At 39.0% G+C, this 15,044-nt stretch carries 15 protein-coding genes; 8 read left to right on the top strand and 7 right to left on the bottom strand.

Features of this window, described 5'->3' with window-relative positions:
- Nucleotides 1-131 precede the first annotated feature (131 nt).
- Nucleotides 132-1,982: a translational GTPase TypA gene (typA, locus tag ACWIT3_RS01550; protein WP_457161074.1), complete on the top strand. Its 1,851-nt coding sequence runs from the start codon at nt 132-134 to the stop codon at nt 1,980-1,982.
- 189 nt (nt 1,983-2,171) lie between these two features.
- Entirely contained in the window at nt 2,172-2,549 is a 378-nt protein-coding gene (locus tag ACWIT3_RS01545) for a YgiW/YdeI family stress tolerance OB fold protein (RefSeq protein WP_457161073.1), read from the top strand.
- A 50-nt stretch (nt 2,550-2,599) separates the two neighbouring features.
- Here ACWIT3_RS01545 and tsaA read toward each other — a convergent pair whose 3' ends face one another.
- Entirely contained in the window at nt 2,600-3,322 is a 723-nt protein-coding gene (tsaA, locus tag ACWIT3_RS01540; RefSeq protein WP_457161072.1) for a tRNA (N6-threonylcarbamoyladenosine(37)-N6)-methyltransferase TrmO, read from the bottom strand.
- Between the two features lie 103 nt (nt 3,323-3,425).
- Between tsaA and ACWIT3_RS01535 the strand changes: the two genes are divergently transcribed.
- From ACWIT3_RS01535 to ACWIT3_RS01525, 3 genes are all read left to right on the top strand, one after another.
- Nucleotides 3,426-4,334 (top strand): 1,4-dihydroxy-2-naphthoate polyprenyltransferase, encoded by a 909-nt coding sequence (locus ACWIT3_RS01535; protein WP_457161071.1) that lies wholly within the window; start codon nt 3,426-3,428, stop codon nt 4,332-4,334.
- A gap of 47 nt (nt 4,335-4,381) precedes the next feature.
- Nucleotides 4,382-4,882 carry a ribonuclease E activity regulator RraA gene (gene rraA, locus ACWIT3_RS01530; protein WP_457161070.1) on the top strand — a complete coding sequence of 167 codons (501 nt, stop codon included), beginning with the start codon at nt 4,382-4,384 and terminating at the stop codon, nt 4,880-4,882.
- Nucleotides 4,883-5,096: 214 nt separating this feature from the next.
- Nucleotides 5,097-6,491 (top strand): DASS family sodium-coupled anion symporter, encoded by a 1,395-nt coding sequence (locus ACWIT3_RS01525; protein WP_457161069.1) that lies wholly within the window; start codon nt 5,097-5,099, stop codon nt 6,489-6,491.
- Nucleotides 6,492-6,595: 104 nt separating this feature from the next.
- On the opposite strand, the gene mnmE is transcribed toward ACWIT3_RS01525, so the two are convergent.
- The 5 genes from mnmE to rpmH form a co-directional block, all read right to left on the bottom strand.
- A complete protein-coding gene (gene mnmE / locus ACWIT3_RS01520; protein ID WP_457161068.1) occupies nt 6,596-7,954 on the bottom strand; it encodes a tRNA uridine-5-carboxymethylaminomethyl(34) synthesis GTPase MnmE in 1,359 nt (452 codons plus the stop codon).
- An 81-nt stretch (nt 7,955-8,035) separates the two neighbouring features.
- Nucleotides 8,036-9,661, bottom strand: coding sequence for a membrane protein insertase YidC (gene yidC / locus ACWIT3_RS01515; protein WP_457161067.1), 1,626 nt, complete (start codon nt 9,659-9,661; stop codon nt 8,036-8,038).
- On the bottom strand, nt 9,661-9,921 hold the full coding sequence (gene yidD / locus ACWIT3_RS01510) for a membrane protein insertion efficiency factor YidD (RefSeq protein ID WP_457161066.1): 261 nt from the start codon (nt 9,919-9,921) through the stop codon (nt 9,661-9,663). Before yidD ends, yidC begins: the two co-directional genes overlap by 1 nt.
- Nucleotides 9,885-10,244, bottom strand: a complete 360-nt coding sequence (gene rnpA / locus ACWIT3_RS01505; protein ID WP_457161065.1) for a ribonuclease P protein component — start codon at nt 10,242-10,244, stop codon at nt 9,885-9,887. Before rnpA ends, yidD begins: the two co-directional genes overlap by 37 nt.
- Nucleotides 10,245-10,259: 15 nt before the next feature.
- Nucleotides 10,260-10,394, bottom strand: coding sequence for a 50S ribosomal protein L34 (rpmH, locus tag ACWIT3_RS01500; RefSeq protein WP_005539760.1), 135 nt, complete (start codon nt 10,392-10,394; stop codon nt 10,260-10,262).
- 323 nt (nt 10,395-10,717) lie between these two features.
- On the opposite strand from rpmH, the gene dnaA reads away from it, so the two are divergent.
- From dnaA to recF, 3 genes are read left to right on the top strand one after another with little or no spacing between them, the layout of a single operon-like run.
- Nucleotides 10,718-12,073, top strand: coding sequence for a chromosomal replication initiator protein DnaA (gene dnaA / locus ACWIT3_RS01495; RefSeq protein ID WP_457161064.1), 1,356 nt, complete (start codon nt 10,718-10,720; stop codon nt 12,071-12,073).
- 13 nt (nt 12,074-12,086) lie between these two features.
- Entirely contained in the window at nt 12,087-13,187 is a 1,101-nt protein-coding gene (dnaN, locus tag ACWIT3_RS01490; RefSeq protein ID WP_457161063.1) for a DNA polymerase III subunit beta, read from the top strand.
- A 16-nt stretch (nt 13,188-13,203) separates the two neighbouring features.
- Nucleotides 13,204-14,280, top strand: coding sequence for a DNA replication/repair protein RecF (recF, locus tag ACWIT3_RS01485; RefSeq protein ID WP_457161062.1), 1,077 nt, complete (start codon nt 13,204-13,206; stop codon nt 14,278-14,280).
- 5 nt (nt 14,281-14,285) lie between these two features.
- On the opposite strand, the gene ACWIT3_RS01480 is transcribed toward recF, so the two are convergent.
- Nucleotides 14,286-15,041, bottom strand: a complete 756-nt coding sequence (locus tag ACWIT3_RS01480; RefSeq protein WP_457161061.1) for a class I SAM-dependent methyltransferase — start codon at nt 15,039-15,041, stop codon at nt 14,286-14,288.
- Nucleotides 15,042-15,044 lie beyond the last annotated feature (3 nt).

The raw sequence follows: 15,044 nt of genomic DNA, 5'->3' as shown, positions 1-15,044 counted from the left end.
GTTTTTTTCTGCGATTATTTGATAGCTCATTACTTCAAAACGTTGTATAATCTTGCCCCTTTCGCACGTTTTTAGCTTAAGTGCGGTCAGAACACAGAACTTTTCATATTTCAAGACATAAGATTTTCTCAATGACAGATAAAATAGATATCAATAAATTGCGTAATATCGCAATTATCGCTCACGTTGACCACGGTAAGACCACCCTTGTTGACAAACTTTTACAACAGTCAGGTACATTAGAAGCATCACGTAGTGAAGGTGATGAACGCGTCATGGATTCAAATGACATTGAAAAAGAGCGTGGCATTACCATTTTAGCCAAAAATACCGCAATTAATTGGAACGATTACCGTATTAATATCGTTGATACACCGGGACACGCGGACTTTGGTGGTGAAGTAGAACGTGTAATGTCAATGGTAGATTGTGTACTACTAATCGTTGATGCGTTTGATGGCCCGATGCCACAAACACGTTTCGTGACACAAAAAGCCTTCGCTTATGGTTTAAAACCTATCGTTGTCATCAATAAAGTTGACCGTCCAGGCGCACGTCCTGATTGGGTTGTGGATCAAGTATTCGATCTTTTCGTCAACCTAGGCGCAACTGACGAACAATTGGATTTCCCAATCATCTATGCATCCGCATTAAATGGTGTTGCGGGTTTAGAACATGATGATTTAGCGGAAGATATGACGCCGTTATTTGAAGCGATCGTGAAATATGTTGAGCCACCAAAAGTTGAACTCGATCAACCTTTCCAAATGCAAATTTCCCAATTGGATTATAATAATTATGTAGGGGTAATCGGTATTGGACGGATTAAACGTGGTTCAGTCAAACCTAACCAAACTGTCACGATTGTTGATACAGAGGGTAAAACCCGTACAGGTAAAATTGGTCAAGTATTGGGACATTTAGGTTTACAACGTTATGAAACAGAACGTGCCTATGCTGGTGATATTATTGCGTTAACAGGATTAGGTGAACTGAATATTTCAGATACAATCTGTGACATTAACAATGTGGAAGCGCTTGCGCCGTTAAGCGTAGATGAGCCTACAGTGACAATGTTCTTCTGTGTAAATACTTCCCCATTCTGTGGTAAGGAAGGGAAATATGTGACTTCTCGTCAAATCCTTGAGCGTTTAAATAAAGAGCTTGTTCACAATGTTGCACTACGTGTAGAAGAAACACCAGACCCAGATGCTTTCCGTGTTTCTGGTCGTGGTGAATTGCATCTTTCTGTGTTAATTGAAAATATGCGTCGTGAAGGTTATGAACTTGCGGTTTCTCGTCCACGTGTTATTTACAAAGATGTAGATGGTCGCAAACAAGAACCGTTTGAACAAGTAACGATTGATATTGAAGAACAGCATCAAGGTGCGGTGATGGAAGCGCTGGGTATTCGTAAAGGGGAAGTACGTGATATGGTGCCAGATGGCAAAGGTCGTACACGTTTAGAATACGTGATTCCAAGCCGTGGTTTAATCGGTTTCCGTGGTGAATTTATGACGATGACTTCAGGTACAGGTTTACTTTACTCGAGTTTCAGCCATTATGATGATGTGAAGTCAGGTGAAATCGGTCAGCGTAAAAATGGTGTATTGATTTCTAATGCAACAGGTAAAGCATTAGCCTATGCGCTCTTTGGTTTACAAGAACGCGGTAAACTTATGATCGATCATGGTGCGGAAGTGTATGAAGGACAAATTATCGGCATTCATAGCCGTTCAAATGATTTGACAGTGAACTGTTTACAAGGTAAAAAACTCACTAATATGCGAGCTTCAGGTAAAGACGAAGCCGTGGTATTAGTCCCGCCAGTGCGCTTCAGTCTTGAACAAGCAATTGAGTTTATTGATGATGACGAGTTAGTAGAAGTGACACCAAGCTCAATTCGAATTCGTAAGAAATTATTAACTGAAACGGACCGTAAACGTGCAGGGCGTACGACAACGAGTACGAGTACTTATTAAATCGTGAGTCTGTTTGAGAAAGATCGCACTTTTAGTGCGGTCTTTTTTTATGCTTGAGTTAGCCTAAAACATTTATTTTTGTCTTATTAAGCTTTTCTTAATATTTCTAGTGTGTAATAGACTCATCAAAAGTGAGGTAGGCTTTTGAGTAAAGTATGTTAACTTATGATGATTATTGAGGAAGGAATTATGAAAAAACTAATGACATTTGTTTCAATTTTAGCACTTTCTGGTGTTGCGGTGGCACAAGGCGGTTTTGGACCTAAACAGGAAGGAAAGCCTTATCATAAAGGGGGATTTTATGATAGTGCAGCAGTTGTCAAAACAGTGAAAGAGGCACTGAATTCGGCAGATAAAACGCCAATTATCATTGAAGGGTATATGACGAAACAAATTGATGATGAATTTATTTTTCGTGATGTAGCAGGTTCAGAAGTACAGATTGATGTTAGCAATCGCGCCTGGAAAGGACAAACAATTCAGCCGACTGATAAGATTACTATACAAGGTCATGTCGACAAGGAATGGAATAAAATCGAAATTGATGTAAGAGACATCACAAAATAATCTGATAATAGGCGGTCAACTTTTAAAGGTTGACCGCATTTTTTTGAATATTATTCCACTTCTTCTATTTCGAATATAATGGCTTGCGTTGAGTTTGCAGGGATTTGCCAACGGATATTAAAGTCATCGAGTCGGCAACCATAGGTCCGATCATTTGAACGATTTTTTTGATACGCTGGGCGTGGGTCTTGAGCAATGACATCTGTAATAAAACGGGTAAAGTGCGGTCGTTTTTGTTCAATTTTTTGTAACGTATTGATGACAGATTCACTTAGTATAACCTGCAGTTTAGGTTCAGGTTTCTCTTGCGCGAAACTAGAGCACGCATTGGGTTCACTGTCGGCGTAAGCAAGATAAGGTTTAATATCAAAGATTGGTGTGCCATCAACGAGATCTACGGGTCCAACGTGAAGTAACACTTTCCCATGCCGACATTCAATATGTCGTAAGGCCACTTTTGATAATCCCAATGGATTAGGTCGATGTGTTGCACGCGACGCAAATACACCAATGCGTTGATTTCCACCTAAACGAGGGGGGCGTACGGTTGGATGCCATTTGCCCGTAGGGACGTGGTTAAATTGGAAAATGAGCCAAATATGACTAAATTTTTCAAGTCCACGGACACTTTCTGGTTGATTATAAGGTGGAAGCAATTCAATGACGCCAGTTCCATCTTGCACTAATTCTGCTTGACGAGGAACAGAAAATTTCTCTTTATATGGGGTATGGATGAACGCAATTGGGGTTAATGCAAGCGACAAGTCAGACATATTTTCCTTAATACTGTGATTTCGTGTAGAATAAGTACAAATTATAAGTATTTTACGCAAAGTGCGTTGGAAATCGTACTTTTTCTTTGTATAAGTGATTTTTATGACAAAAAATACATTAAAGATGTGGGTAGAAACGGCACGACCAAAAACATTGCCTCTTGCGATTGCTTCAATTATTACGGGAGCCGCATTGGCAGCATGGTCTGGTCAATTTAATTGGATGATTACGTTACTCTGCTTAATTACAACTATCTTATTGCAGATTTTATCTAATTTTGCAAATGATTATGGTGATCACCAAAAAGGGTCGGATACGGCGGAGCGAATTGGTCCTTTACGTGCAATTCAGCAAGGGGCAATTAATGCGACACAGTTAAAAAAAGGGTTAATGATTGTTGCGGGAGCCAGTGTCGTGTGTGGCGCATTGTTACTGGTCGTCTCTTATCAAAATCTAGTGGATTTGCTCGCGTTTAGTGTATTAGGGATATTGGCAGTGATCGCGGCAATTACTTATACTGTGGGAGCAAAACCTTATGGGTATATGGGGTTGGGGGATGTATCGGTATTGCTCTTTTTTGGAATTTTAGGTGTAGGCGGAACCTATTATTTACAGACGCAGCAGCTTAATTTTGCGGTGTTGTTGCCTGCTTTTGCCACAGGCTTATTAGCAAGTGCGGTATTAAATATCAATAATTTACGTGATATTGAACAAGACAAAAAAGCAGGAAAAAATACGTTGGCTGTGCGTTTGGGCGCAGAGAACGGACGTATTTATCATATTTTACTGCTTACTCTTGCGATGTTAAGCTACATGTTGTTTAGCGTATATTATGTTCAAAAAGGAACGGGTTTTTTATTTATTTTAGCCATGCCTTTGCTAATAAAACATGCTGTTTTTGTTTGGCAACATAAAGAGCCGATTACATTGCGTCCAATGTTAGCACAAATGTCGTTGATTGCGTTAATTATCAACGGCTTGTTTAGTTTAGGCTTGCTTATAAGCGGATAATAGGCATATACTAAGTGAACTCATTTTCTTCAAAATAAGGTAGTGTTATGTACGTTGATACTTCTGAGCTTTGTGATATTTATCTTGATCAAGTTGATGTGGTTGAACCTATTTTCTCAAGTTTTGGTGGTGTAAGCAGTTTTTATGGCAAGGTCACAACAGTGAAATGCTTTGAAAATAATGGGCTGATTACTGAAATTTTGGAAGAAAACGGCGCGGGTCGCGTTTTATTAGTCGATGGTGGCGGGGCAGTACGTCGAGCTTTAATTGATGCAGAGTTAGCGCAGCTTGCTGCAGATAATGAATGGGAAGGTATCATTGTATATGGTGCAGTACGCCAAATTCAGCAATTAGAAAATATTGATATTGGTATTCATGCGTTAGCGCCTATTCCAGTCGGGGCAGATAACCACAATACTGGTGAAACAGATGTTCCAGTTAATTTTGGCGGCGTAACGTTTTTCCCAGAAGATTACGTTTATGCGGATCTGACGGGCATTATTTTATCTCAAGAACCTTTAGAGCTTGATGAATTTAATGAAGAATAAAGCGTTTCTTTTTCCACGTTAAGCAAAAAGTGCGGTTAAAAAAATGTTAAAATTTTAACCGCACTTTTTTATTCTACGCTGATTTTTATGCGTTTGTTCACAAATCCACAAGAAATATATTGCTTTTTATTAACATGATGATAGCTTGCCTTTTAACTTGTTTATAAGTTAAACATGCTTTCCCTTTTTGTTGTTTATTTAGAAGGATAACATTATGAATGTCGCAGACAATCCCGTGCAAAATGGTTTAAATAAGAATGCCATTATTTTTCTCTTAGATATTGTTGTGTTCTTTGTGTTACTTAAGGCATTACCTTTTGATCCAAAAGCAAATAAAGGTTTAGCCTTACTGGTCTTTATTGCTGTCTTATGGTTAACCGAGGCGCTGCATGTGACAGTGACGGCGCTGCTTGTCCCTATTCTAGCGATTAGTTTAGGATTGGTCGCCACGAAAAGCGCATTAGCCGAGTTTGCTAACCCGACTATTTTCCTCTTTTTTGGTGGTTTTGCTTTGGCAACCGCATTACATATTCAAAAACTGGATCGCATGATTGCTAATAAAATTATGGCACTCGCGAAAGGTAAGCTTCTTCTTGCTAGTATTTATTTGTTCTCAATTACCGCATTCCTTTCCATGTGGATGAGTAATACCGCAACCGCTGCCATGATGTTACCTTTAGCAATGGGGGTGTTAAGCCAAATGGATAGAGATGCAAACCACAATACCTATGTGTTTATTCTATTGGGGATTGCGTATAGTGCGAATATCGGCGGAATGGGAACTGTTGTAGGTAGCCCACCTAATGCGATTGTTGCATCTCAGTTAAACTTAACGTTTTCTGACTGGCTGGCTTACGGTTTGCCAATTATGTTGATTTTAATGCCATTGATGATTGGTACGCTCTATCTTGTTTTTAAACCAAAACTCAATGTTCGTTTCGAGAAAACGTTTGAAAAAGTGGAAATGAATAAGCAACGTATTATTACTTTAGTGATTTTTATTACTATTGCATTATGTTGGGTATTCAGCAGTAAAATTAATCCATTGGTATCAGGCATGCTTGGATTAGAAAAGAAAATTGCCAGTTTTGACAGTGTGATTGCCTTACTTGCTGCCGCTGTAATTTGTATTACAGGTGTCGCAACATGGAAACAAATTCAAGAAAATACAGACTGGGGTGTCTTAATGTTATTTGGTGGTGGTTTAACATTAAGTGCTGTGTTAAAAGATTCTGGGGCAAGTAAAGTGTTAGCCGATGGCATCGTGTTCTTAATTGATGGCGGGCATTTCTACTTAATTGGTTTAATTGTTGCTGCGTTTATTATTTTCTTAACAGAATTTACCTCCAATACCGCCAGTGCTGCATTATTAGTACCAATTTTCATTTCGATTGCACAATCATTGGGTATGCCTGAGCTTGGTTTAGCCTTGATTATTGGTTTAGGGGCATCTTGTGCCTTTATGTTGCCAGTTGCCACACCGCCAAATGCGATTGTTTTCGGTACGGGTGATATTAAACAAAGTGAAATGATTAAGGCTGGGGTAGTATTGAATATTATTTGTATCTTTGTGATTGCGACTATCGGTTATTATTTCTGGCTAAATTAAACCTAGATATAGGCTCAGCATGTTTTGCTGAGCATTAAGTTAATATAGAAAAAATGCGGTCAACATTAATGGAATGTTGACCGTGTTTTTTTAGCCACAAAACATTATTTACCAATACAGAAAGAACTAAAAATATTGCCGAGTAAATCATCAGAGGTAAATTGCCCTGTGATTTCGCTTAGATGGTTTTGTACCATACGCAGTTCCTCCGCAAGTAATTCGCCTGCATAAAATTGTGTTAATTGAATGTGACCCTGCTGTAAGTGTTCCGCTGCTTTTTCTAGTGCGTCTAGATGACGACGACGAGCAAGGAATCCGCCTTCCATATTGGTTTGATATCCCATGGATTGTTTAAGGTGTTCCCGTAATAATTCAATGCCTTGTTGTGTTTTAGCAGAGAGTGTGATCACGGTATATCCCTGCTGGGCTTTTAACCCTTCGGGTTCACCACTTAAGTCAGCTTTGTTGCGTACGATCGTGACAGGAATATGGGACGGGAGTTTTGTCAAAAATTCTGCATGCACTCGCGTTAAATCTTGATTATCTTCCTCAGTACTGTCCAACATTAATAAAATACGATCTGCTTGTTCTATTTCACTCCAAGCTCGCACAATCCCGATACGTTCCACTTCATCTGTCGCCTCACGTAAGCCTGCGGTATCGATGATATGTAAAGGCATTCCATCAATATGAATATGCTCACGTAGTACATCACGTGTTGTTCCCGCAATATCCGTAACAATCGCAGCTTCACGACCAGCAAGGGCATTCAGTAAGCTTGACTTACCCGCATTAGGACGACCTGCAATCACGACTTTCATGCCTTCACGCAGGATAGACCCCTGTTTCGCTTCTGAACGTACTTTCTCTAATTGCCCAATAATATCATTGAGGTGGGCTTCAATTTTACCATCAGCAAGAAAATCGATTTCTTCATCTGGGAAATCAATCGCAGCTTCGACATATGTGCGCAGATAAATCACACTTTCTACGAGCTGGTTGACTTTATTGGAAAATTCACCTTGTAATGATTTTAATGCTGAACGAGCGGCTTGTTCTGAGCTCGCGTCGATTAAATCCGCGATTGCTTCTGCTTGGGCTAAATCTAATTTATCATTTAAGAAAGCTTGTTCTGAAAATTCGCCAGGACGAGCGAGACGTACCCCATCAATGCATAGAATACGTTTGAGGAGCAAATCAAGGACAACTTGTCCCCCATGGCCTTGCAGTTCAAGCACATCTTCACCAGTAAAAGAATGTGGGGCTTTGAAATATAAAGCGATTCCTTGATCGAGCACGGTCCCATCAAGATCGTGAAAAGGTAAATAATCCGCCATTCTTGGTTTTGGACATTTCCCTAAAACTGCTTCAGCCACTGAGATGGCTTTAGGTCCTGATACCCGTAAAATCCCAATGCCACCACGTCCTGGTGCTGTCGCTTGTGCCACAATTGTTTCTTTCATAAAAATTCTCTCAAAATGACCGCACTGATATGAAAACAAAAGGCATCAAACTTGATGCCTTTTTCCTCTGTTACAATTCACTTATTTGTGGCGAGCATGTAACCCTTTTTTCTCTAGACCACGATAAATTAATTGTTGTTGTACAATAGTGATTAAGTTTGATACTAACCAGTATAGCACTAAGCCAGATGGGAAAAATAGGAAGAATCCTGTAAATAACACTGGCATAAAGTTCATGATTTTTTGCTGTGTTGGGTCAGCCACAGGCGTTGGTGACATTTTTTGTAACAAGAACATAGATGCACCCATTAGAATTGGTAGGATGTAATAAGGATCTTGTGCGGATAAGTCTTGAATCCAGCCAAAAAATGGCGCATGGCGTAACTCAACTGCTTCTAAGAAAGTCCAATATAATGCGATGAAAATTGGCATTTGAAGAAGTATAGGCAAGCAACCGCCTAATGGGTTCACTTTTTCTTCTTTGTACAGTTTCATCATCTCTTGGCTCATACGTTGGCGATCTTCACCAAAACGTTCACGCATCTCTTGGAGTTTTGGTTGAAGCATACGCATTTTGGCCATTGAGGTATATTGCGCTTTAGTCAGTGGATATAAGAGTGCTTTCACCACTAATGTGACGCCAATGATTGCAAGACCCCAGTTATGTACAAGGCTTTGAATAAAGGTCAATAACCAGAAGAGTGGTTTTGCAATAAACCAAGCCCATCCGTAGTCAACACTTAAATCTAAATGATTTGCGACTGAAGCCATTTCATTTTGTAGTTTGGGACCTGTCCAAAGTGTGCTCTTAATGGTTTCTTGCGTACCTGCAGGAATGACGGTCACTGGACCACGATAACCAATAGACGCAATATTGCTGGCTTTATCTGTTAAACTATAAAGCTGATTATCAGCATCTTGGTTAGGAATCCAAGCAGAAACAAAATAATGTTGTAATACTGCAACCCAGCCTGCTTTAGTTGAGATCGCTAAATTCGCTTTTTGCATTTCATCAAAACTGTATTTTTTATAGTTGGTTTCAGCTGATGAATATGCACCACCAGTATAAGTTGGCATCGCAACATTACCACTATCTTCCACTAAAGTATGGCGTAGTTGACCATAGGGTTCAACTTCAAGTGTTTTGTTACTTTGGTTGTTAATTTCAAAATTCACGGCAACATCGTATGCATTACGTTTTAGCACAAAAATTTTGCGGTAGGTCACTCCCTCTTTTTCAAACACAAGTGGAACAACAAGTTCATTTTGATCTTCAGCAAGTTTAAAAACGTCGCCTTCTACTTGATAATTTGCTCGTCCTGCTTTTGTATCAATCCCGTCTTTACCTACTAAACCACTTTGAGCAATGTACACATGATTTGCTTGGTTGGTTAACAAAGTGAATGGGGTATTTGAGTGCAGTTCTTCATCATAGTTTAATAGTTCAGAACTGACGACATCTCCACCTAATGTGTCAACTTTTAAACGGAAAACATCGTTTTCTAAAGTAATGATACGACCTTGCAGTTGCGCCGTAGTAGAAATATCTGATGTTGATGAAGCCGCGCTTGCAGGTACGTCAGAAGATACTTTTACTTGTTCAGTGACAACGGGCTTTGGCGTGTGATAATCCAGCTGCCATTGTTGATAAACAAGAAAAGAAATGAAGAGTAGTGCGATGACTAACAGGCTACGTCTTGAATCCATTATTTTTTCTCTTTTTTGTTATTGATCTTTGGTGGTACAGGATCGTATCCACCCTCGTTTAAAGGATGACATTTTAATATACGTTTCAATGTAAGCCAACTCCCTTTTATTGCACCATGGGTTTTTAATGCTTCAATACCATAACAGGAGCAAGTCGGTGTAAAACGACAGCGTGGACCAATAAGTGGACTGATGACAAGTTGATAAATGCGAATTAGCCCAATTAAGATTTTTGAGCCAAACGAATGTGTCGTTGCCATAATTTATCCAATGTTTGATTTAATGTACGATTATCCAGTTTTCCAATACCTTGCTTGGCAACAATCACAAAATCATAAGGCGGTAGTGTATGCTGTAACAAACGAAAACGTTCACGACACACTCGTTTAATGCGATTACGATCATGCGCTCTTTTCAGATGTTTTTTAGCAACAGTGAGACCTAAACGTGGATGTTGGAGATTGTTTGGACGGGCAAGAATAGTGACTTCAGGCGTACTAGCTCGGGACGGCTGTTCAAAGACGTATTTAAAATGAAGGGGAGTTAACAAACGCAACTCCCTCGAAAAGTTCAGTTTAATCACACCAATAGGGTTAGATTATGCTGATAAAGATTTACGACCTTTAGCGCGACGACGAGCTAAAACTTGACGGCCGTTTTTAGTCGCCATGCGAGCACGGAAACCGTGTGTACGACTACGTTTTAATACTGATGGTTGAAATGTACGTTTCATAACTTTAATTTACCTAAATCAAAAAGTGTTCAGTAATCTTGAAAACAAGGATTAATAAAATAAGGAACGGAATTGTAATCATAAATTCAGCGTTCGTCAAATTAGAATAGGCAAAATGAGCAAATAAATCTCAGTTTTCCTAATAAAAAGCAAAAGTGCGGTCGGAATTATACGTTTTTTAGCAAAAATCTCAAGCAACCTTTTTCGTTTTTTTTCCGTCTTTAATGCAGATCTTTGACCAACTTTATTGTAAAATTAATTTTCTTTAAACCGAGCTTTAGCAAGGTTTTTTCTGATAAATTTAACTATAACGATAATAGAATATGAAACCTGATCTGTCTTCTCTTTGGCAAGAATGCCTATTACAGCTTCAAGACCAAATATCACTAACGGATTTTAGTACATGGTTACGTCCGTTACAGGCGGATTTTATTGCGCCAAATACTATTGTGCTATATGCATCAAATGTTTTCATTAAACAAAAAGTGGATGAAAGCTATTTAGCACAGTTAACTAAAGGGGCTCAAGAATTAAGCGGATGCCCAGAGTTAGTCGTGCAAGTTAAAGTTGGAGTGAAGCCAGAAAATCAGCCTGTTCAGATGGAAAGTCAACCTGTAACGGCGAAGACAAAAGACGAAAAACCGCAAATGGTGATTCGTTCTTACCTTAATCCGAAGCATGTTTTCGAAAACTTTGTTGAAGGTAAGTCAAACCAATTAGCACGCGCAGTTGCACAAAAAGTCGCTGAAAATCCTGGTGAAACGAGCTCAAATCCTTTGTTTTTATATGGTGGGACAGGTTTAGGAAAAACCCATTTATTACATGCTATCGGGAATGGTATTTTACTACGTAATCCGAATGCTCGTGTGTTGTATATTCATGCAAATAATTTTATGCAGCAGATGGTTAATGCCGTGCGTGATAACAAGATGGATGAATTTAAAAAATTCTATCGTTCTTTGGATGCGTTATTAGTCGATGATATCCAGTTTTTTGCAGAGAAAGAAAAAACACAAGAAGAATTTTTCCATATTTTCAACAATTTATTTGATACTGGGCGACAGATTATTTTAACCTCCGATCGTTATCCAAAAGAAATTGAAAAGCTAGAAGAACGCTTAAAATCGCGTTTTGGTTGGGGATTAACAACAGCGATTGAACCTCCAGAATTAGAGACGCGAGTGGCAATTTTGTTGAAAAAAGCAGAAGAAAAACATATTCATTTACCAGAAGAAGTGGCCTTTTTTATCGGACAAAAGTTACGAACGAATGTGCGAGATTTAGAAGGTGCATTAAATCGTGTGAGTGCAAATGCCGAGTTTATGGGAGCTCCGATCACCATTGATTTTGTTCGTGAAACATTGAAAGATATGTTAGCTCTCCAAGATAAGTTAGTGACAGTTGAAAATATTCAGAAAACTGTAGCAGAATATTATCGAATTAAAGTCTCTGATTTAAAAGGGAAAAGTCGTTCACGTTCTATTGCTCGTCCAAGACAATTGGCTATGGCGCTTTCAAAAGAATTAACAAACCGTAGTTTGCCAGAGATTGGCAAAAATTTTGGTGATAAAGATCATACAACTGTGTTACATGCTTGTCGTAAAATTGCGGAACTCAGAGAACAAGAACATTCTTTAGAAGAAGATTGGTCAAATTTAATCCGTACACTATCTGTGTAAAAAGGGGAAAAATATGCAGTTTATTGTTTCAAGAGAAAACTTATTAAAGCCATTACAACAAGTATGTGGCGTACTGAGCAGCCGTCCCAATATTCCAGTTTTAAATAATGTGTTGTTGCAAATTTATGCTGATCAATTAGTCATTACAGGAACGGATTTAGAAGTTGAACTTTCTACTCAAACGGAATTATTAAGTTCTCTACAACAAGGCAGTTTTACCATTCCTGCGAAAAAGTTTTTAGATATTTGCCGCAGTTTACCAGAGGGTTCTGAGATTTCAGTCAGTTTTGAAGAAGATCGGGCAATTGTGAAATCTGGACGCAGTAAGTTCAATCTGTCTACCTTACCTGCAGAGGAATACCCAAATTTGACTGATTGGCAATCTGAAGTGGATTTTACTATTGAGCAAAGTACATTACGTCGTTTAATTGATGCAACACAATTTTCTATGGCAAACCAAGATGCCCGCTATTTTTTAAATGGGATGAAGTTTGAAACAGAAGGTAATTTATTAAGAACCGTTGCCACCGATGGACATCGTTTAGCGGTCTGTACCATTGCATTAGAGCAAGATTTGCAAAATCATTCGGTGATTGTGCCTCGTAAAGGTGTGTTAGAGTTAGCACGTTTATTAGAGAATACGGATTTGCCAGCACGTTTACAAATTGGGACCAATAACTTACGTATTGAACTGGGTAATATTATTTTTACTTCAAAATTAATTGATGGTCGTTTCCCTGATTATCGTCGTGTGTTGCCACGTAATGCTACCCGCATTTTAGAGGCTGATTGGGATGTCTTAAAACAGGCCTTTGTTCGTGCGGCAATTTTATCAAATGAACGCTTCCGTAGTGTTCGTTTACAATTGAGTGAAAATCAATTGAAAATTACAGCAACGAACCCAGAACAAGAAGTGGCGGAAGAAATTATTGATGTGGCTTATACTGGTGAAGAAATGGAAGTGGGTTTTAACGTGAGCTATATTTTAGATGTATTAAATGCCCTAAAATGTCATCAAGTTCGTATGCGATTAACTGATGCGTCTTCTAGTTGTCTGATTGAAGATTGTGAAGATGCCAGTGCAGAATATGTGATTATGCCAATGCGTTTATAAGTTAATCTATTGTCGTATGGCGATTTCCCGCGTATTCATTGAACACTTTCGCAATTTAACAGCCGTGGATCTTGAGTTAGATCACGGCTTTAACTTTTTAGTTGGCAATAACGGCAGTGGAAAAACCAGTTTATTAGAAGCTATCTTTTATTTAGGACATGGGCGGTCATTTAAAAGTGCGGTCAGTAATCGCATCATTTCTTATGAGCAACCGCACTTTATTCTACATGCGAAAATTCAAGAGCAACAGCATCATTGGTCTGTGGGCTTACAAAAATTACGTCAAGGAAACAGTATAGTGAAAATTAATGGCGAAGACGGAAATAAAATTTCTGATCTAGCGCATTTACTTCCTATGCAGCTTATCACTCCAGAAGGCTTGACGCTGTTAAATGGTGGGCCCAGTTATCGACGCGCTTTTTTGGACTGGGGGCTGTTTCACCATCATAATCATTTTCATTTAGCGTGGGTCAGTTTAAATCGTTTGTTAAAACAGCGTAATGCCGCGTTACAACAAGTCACGAGCTATGCCCAATTAGTGATTTGGGATCGCGAATTAGTCAAGTTAGCGCATCAAGTGAGTACTTGGCGTGCAGAATATGCTGAGGCGCTGAGAGCAGAAATTGAACAAACTTGTCAACTTTTTCTACCAGAACTTGAAATCAGTGTGAGTTTTCATCAAGGGTGGGAAAAAGAACGTGATTATGCCACCTTATTAGAGCAAAGTTTTGAGCGTGATCGTATGATGGGGTATACAGTTTCGGGGCCACAAAAGGCAGATTTTCGCTTTAAAGCCAATGGACTCCCTGTGGAAGACGTGTTGTCTCGTGGGCAACTGAAATTGTTGATGTGTGCATTACGTTTGGCTCAAGGGGAACATCTTACGAAACAAAAGCAACGCCATTGTATTTTTTTAATTGATGACTTTGCATCTGAATTGGATCAGTATAAACGTGCACTATTAGCAGAACGCTTGAAGAAAAGCGGATCGCAAGTATTCGTGACTGCGATTACTGAATCACAATTAAAACAAATGCGACCAGAAATACACCGCACTTTTCGTGTTGAAAATGGTTGCATTTTACCTGTTTAACGCATTTATTTTTGACTGCAAATTGCAATAAAATGCAACTTATTGTTTGGATCATGGAAAAGCTTGAACAGGTGTTTGAATTGTTCACGGTTCTCTGATTTGAGCGCATTTTTTAAGATATTGAACGTCCCAAAGAGTCCCTCGTCATAAACTAACCCAGAAGATGAAAGTAGCGTCATGTCGTCTGAGTAAGTGTCAATATGACGAAAGCCGCTTTCTTGGAACAACGTTTTCCAGTCTGTTTTAGTGAGCGGTGCAATCGGAATGTGAATGACATCACGAATCGTATCGAGCAGTGCTGAAGTGGATTCATTTTTTAGCATAATATCTTGAGTTAACAAAAAACCATTAGGCTTGAGTACGCGAAAATATTCTGCAATGACTTTTCGTTTTTCTTCAATGGGTAACATCGTCAGCATGGCTTCATTCAGTACGATATCAAAACTATCATCAGCAAAAGGGAGCTTTATTGCATCAGCGCGTTGAACATGAATCCGTTCTTGTAGACCTTCATTAGTAATGTTTTCCTGTGCTTTTTGTAATGCTTCTTCATCTAAGTCAATTCCTTCCACGAAACAGCCGTACTGTTTGGCTAAATTTATTGCGGTAGTCCCCTGATGACATGCGACATTCAACACTTTTTTGCTTGTTGTAAAGTCACCATTACCAATAAGCCATTCTGTTGCTTTGCGTCCGCCTGGATGTAAGCGTGATTTGCCTAATTGTGCAAGAAAATGACGAGAAGTTTCTTCTTTTTCCATAAC

The organism is Pasteurella sp. P03HT, from assembly GCF_054052285.1.
This window is presented reverse-complemented; position numbering and strand designations above follow the sequence as displayed.

Coding starts and splice junctions, on each gene's coding strand:
- typA (WP_457161074.1), top strand. CDS start 132: ATGACAGATAAAATAGATATCAATAAATTGCGTAATATCGCAATTATC.
- ACWIT3_RS01545 (WP_457161073.1), top strand. CDS start 2,172: ATGAAAAAACTAATGACATTTGTTTCAATTTTAGCACTTTCTGGTGTT.
- tsaA (WP_457161072.1), bottom strand. CDS start 3,322: ATGTCTGACTTGTCGCTTGCATTAACCCCAATTGCGTTCATCCATACC.
- ACWIT3_RS01535 (WP_457161071.1), top strand. CDS start 3,426: ATGACAAAAAATACATTAAAGATGTGGGTAGAAACGGCACGACCAAAA.
- rraA (WP_457161070.1), top strand. CDS start 4,382: ATGTACGTTGATACTTCTGAGCTTTGTGATATTTATCTTGATCAAGTT.
- ACWIT3_RS01525 (WP_457161069.1), top strand. CDS start 5,097: ATGAATGTCGCAGACAATCCCGTGCAAAATGGTTTAAATAAGAATGCC.
- mnmE (WP_457161068.1), bottom strand. CDS start 7,954: ATGAAAGAAACAATTGTGGCACAAGCGACAGCACCAGGACGTGGTGGC.
- yidC (WP_457161067.1), bottom strand. CDS start 9,661: ATGGATTCAAGACGTAGCCTGTTAGTCATCGCACTACTCTTCATTTCT.
- yidD (WP_457161066.1), bottom strand. CDS start 9,921: ATGGCAACGACACATTCGTTTGGCTCAAAAATCTTAATTGGGCTAATT.
- rpmH (WP_005539760.1), bottom strand. CDS start 10,394: ATGAAACGTACATTTCAACCATCAGTATTAAAACGTAGTCGTACACAC.
- dnaA (WP_457161064.1), top strand. CDS start 10,718: ATGAAACCTGATCTGTCTTCTCTTTGGCAAGAATGCCTATTACAGCTT.
- dnaN (WP_457161063.1), top strand. CDS start 12,087: ATGCAGTTTATTGTTTCAAGAGAAAACTTATTAAAGCCATTACAACAA.
- recF (WP_457161062.1), top strand. CDS start 13,204: ATGGCGATTTCCCGCGTATTCATTGAACACTTTCGCAATTTAACAGCC.
- ACWIT3_RS01480 (WP_457161061.1), bottom strand. CDS start 15,041: ATGGAAAAAGAAGAAACTTCTCGTCATTTTCTTGCACAATTAGGCAAA.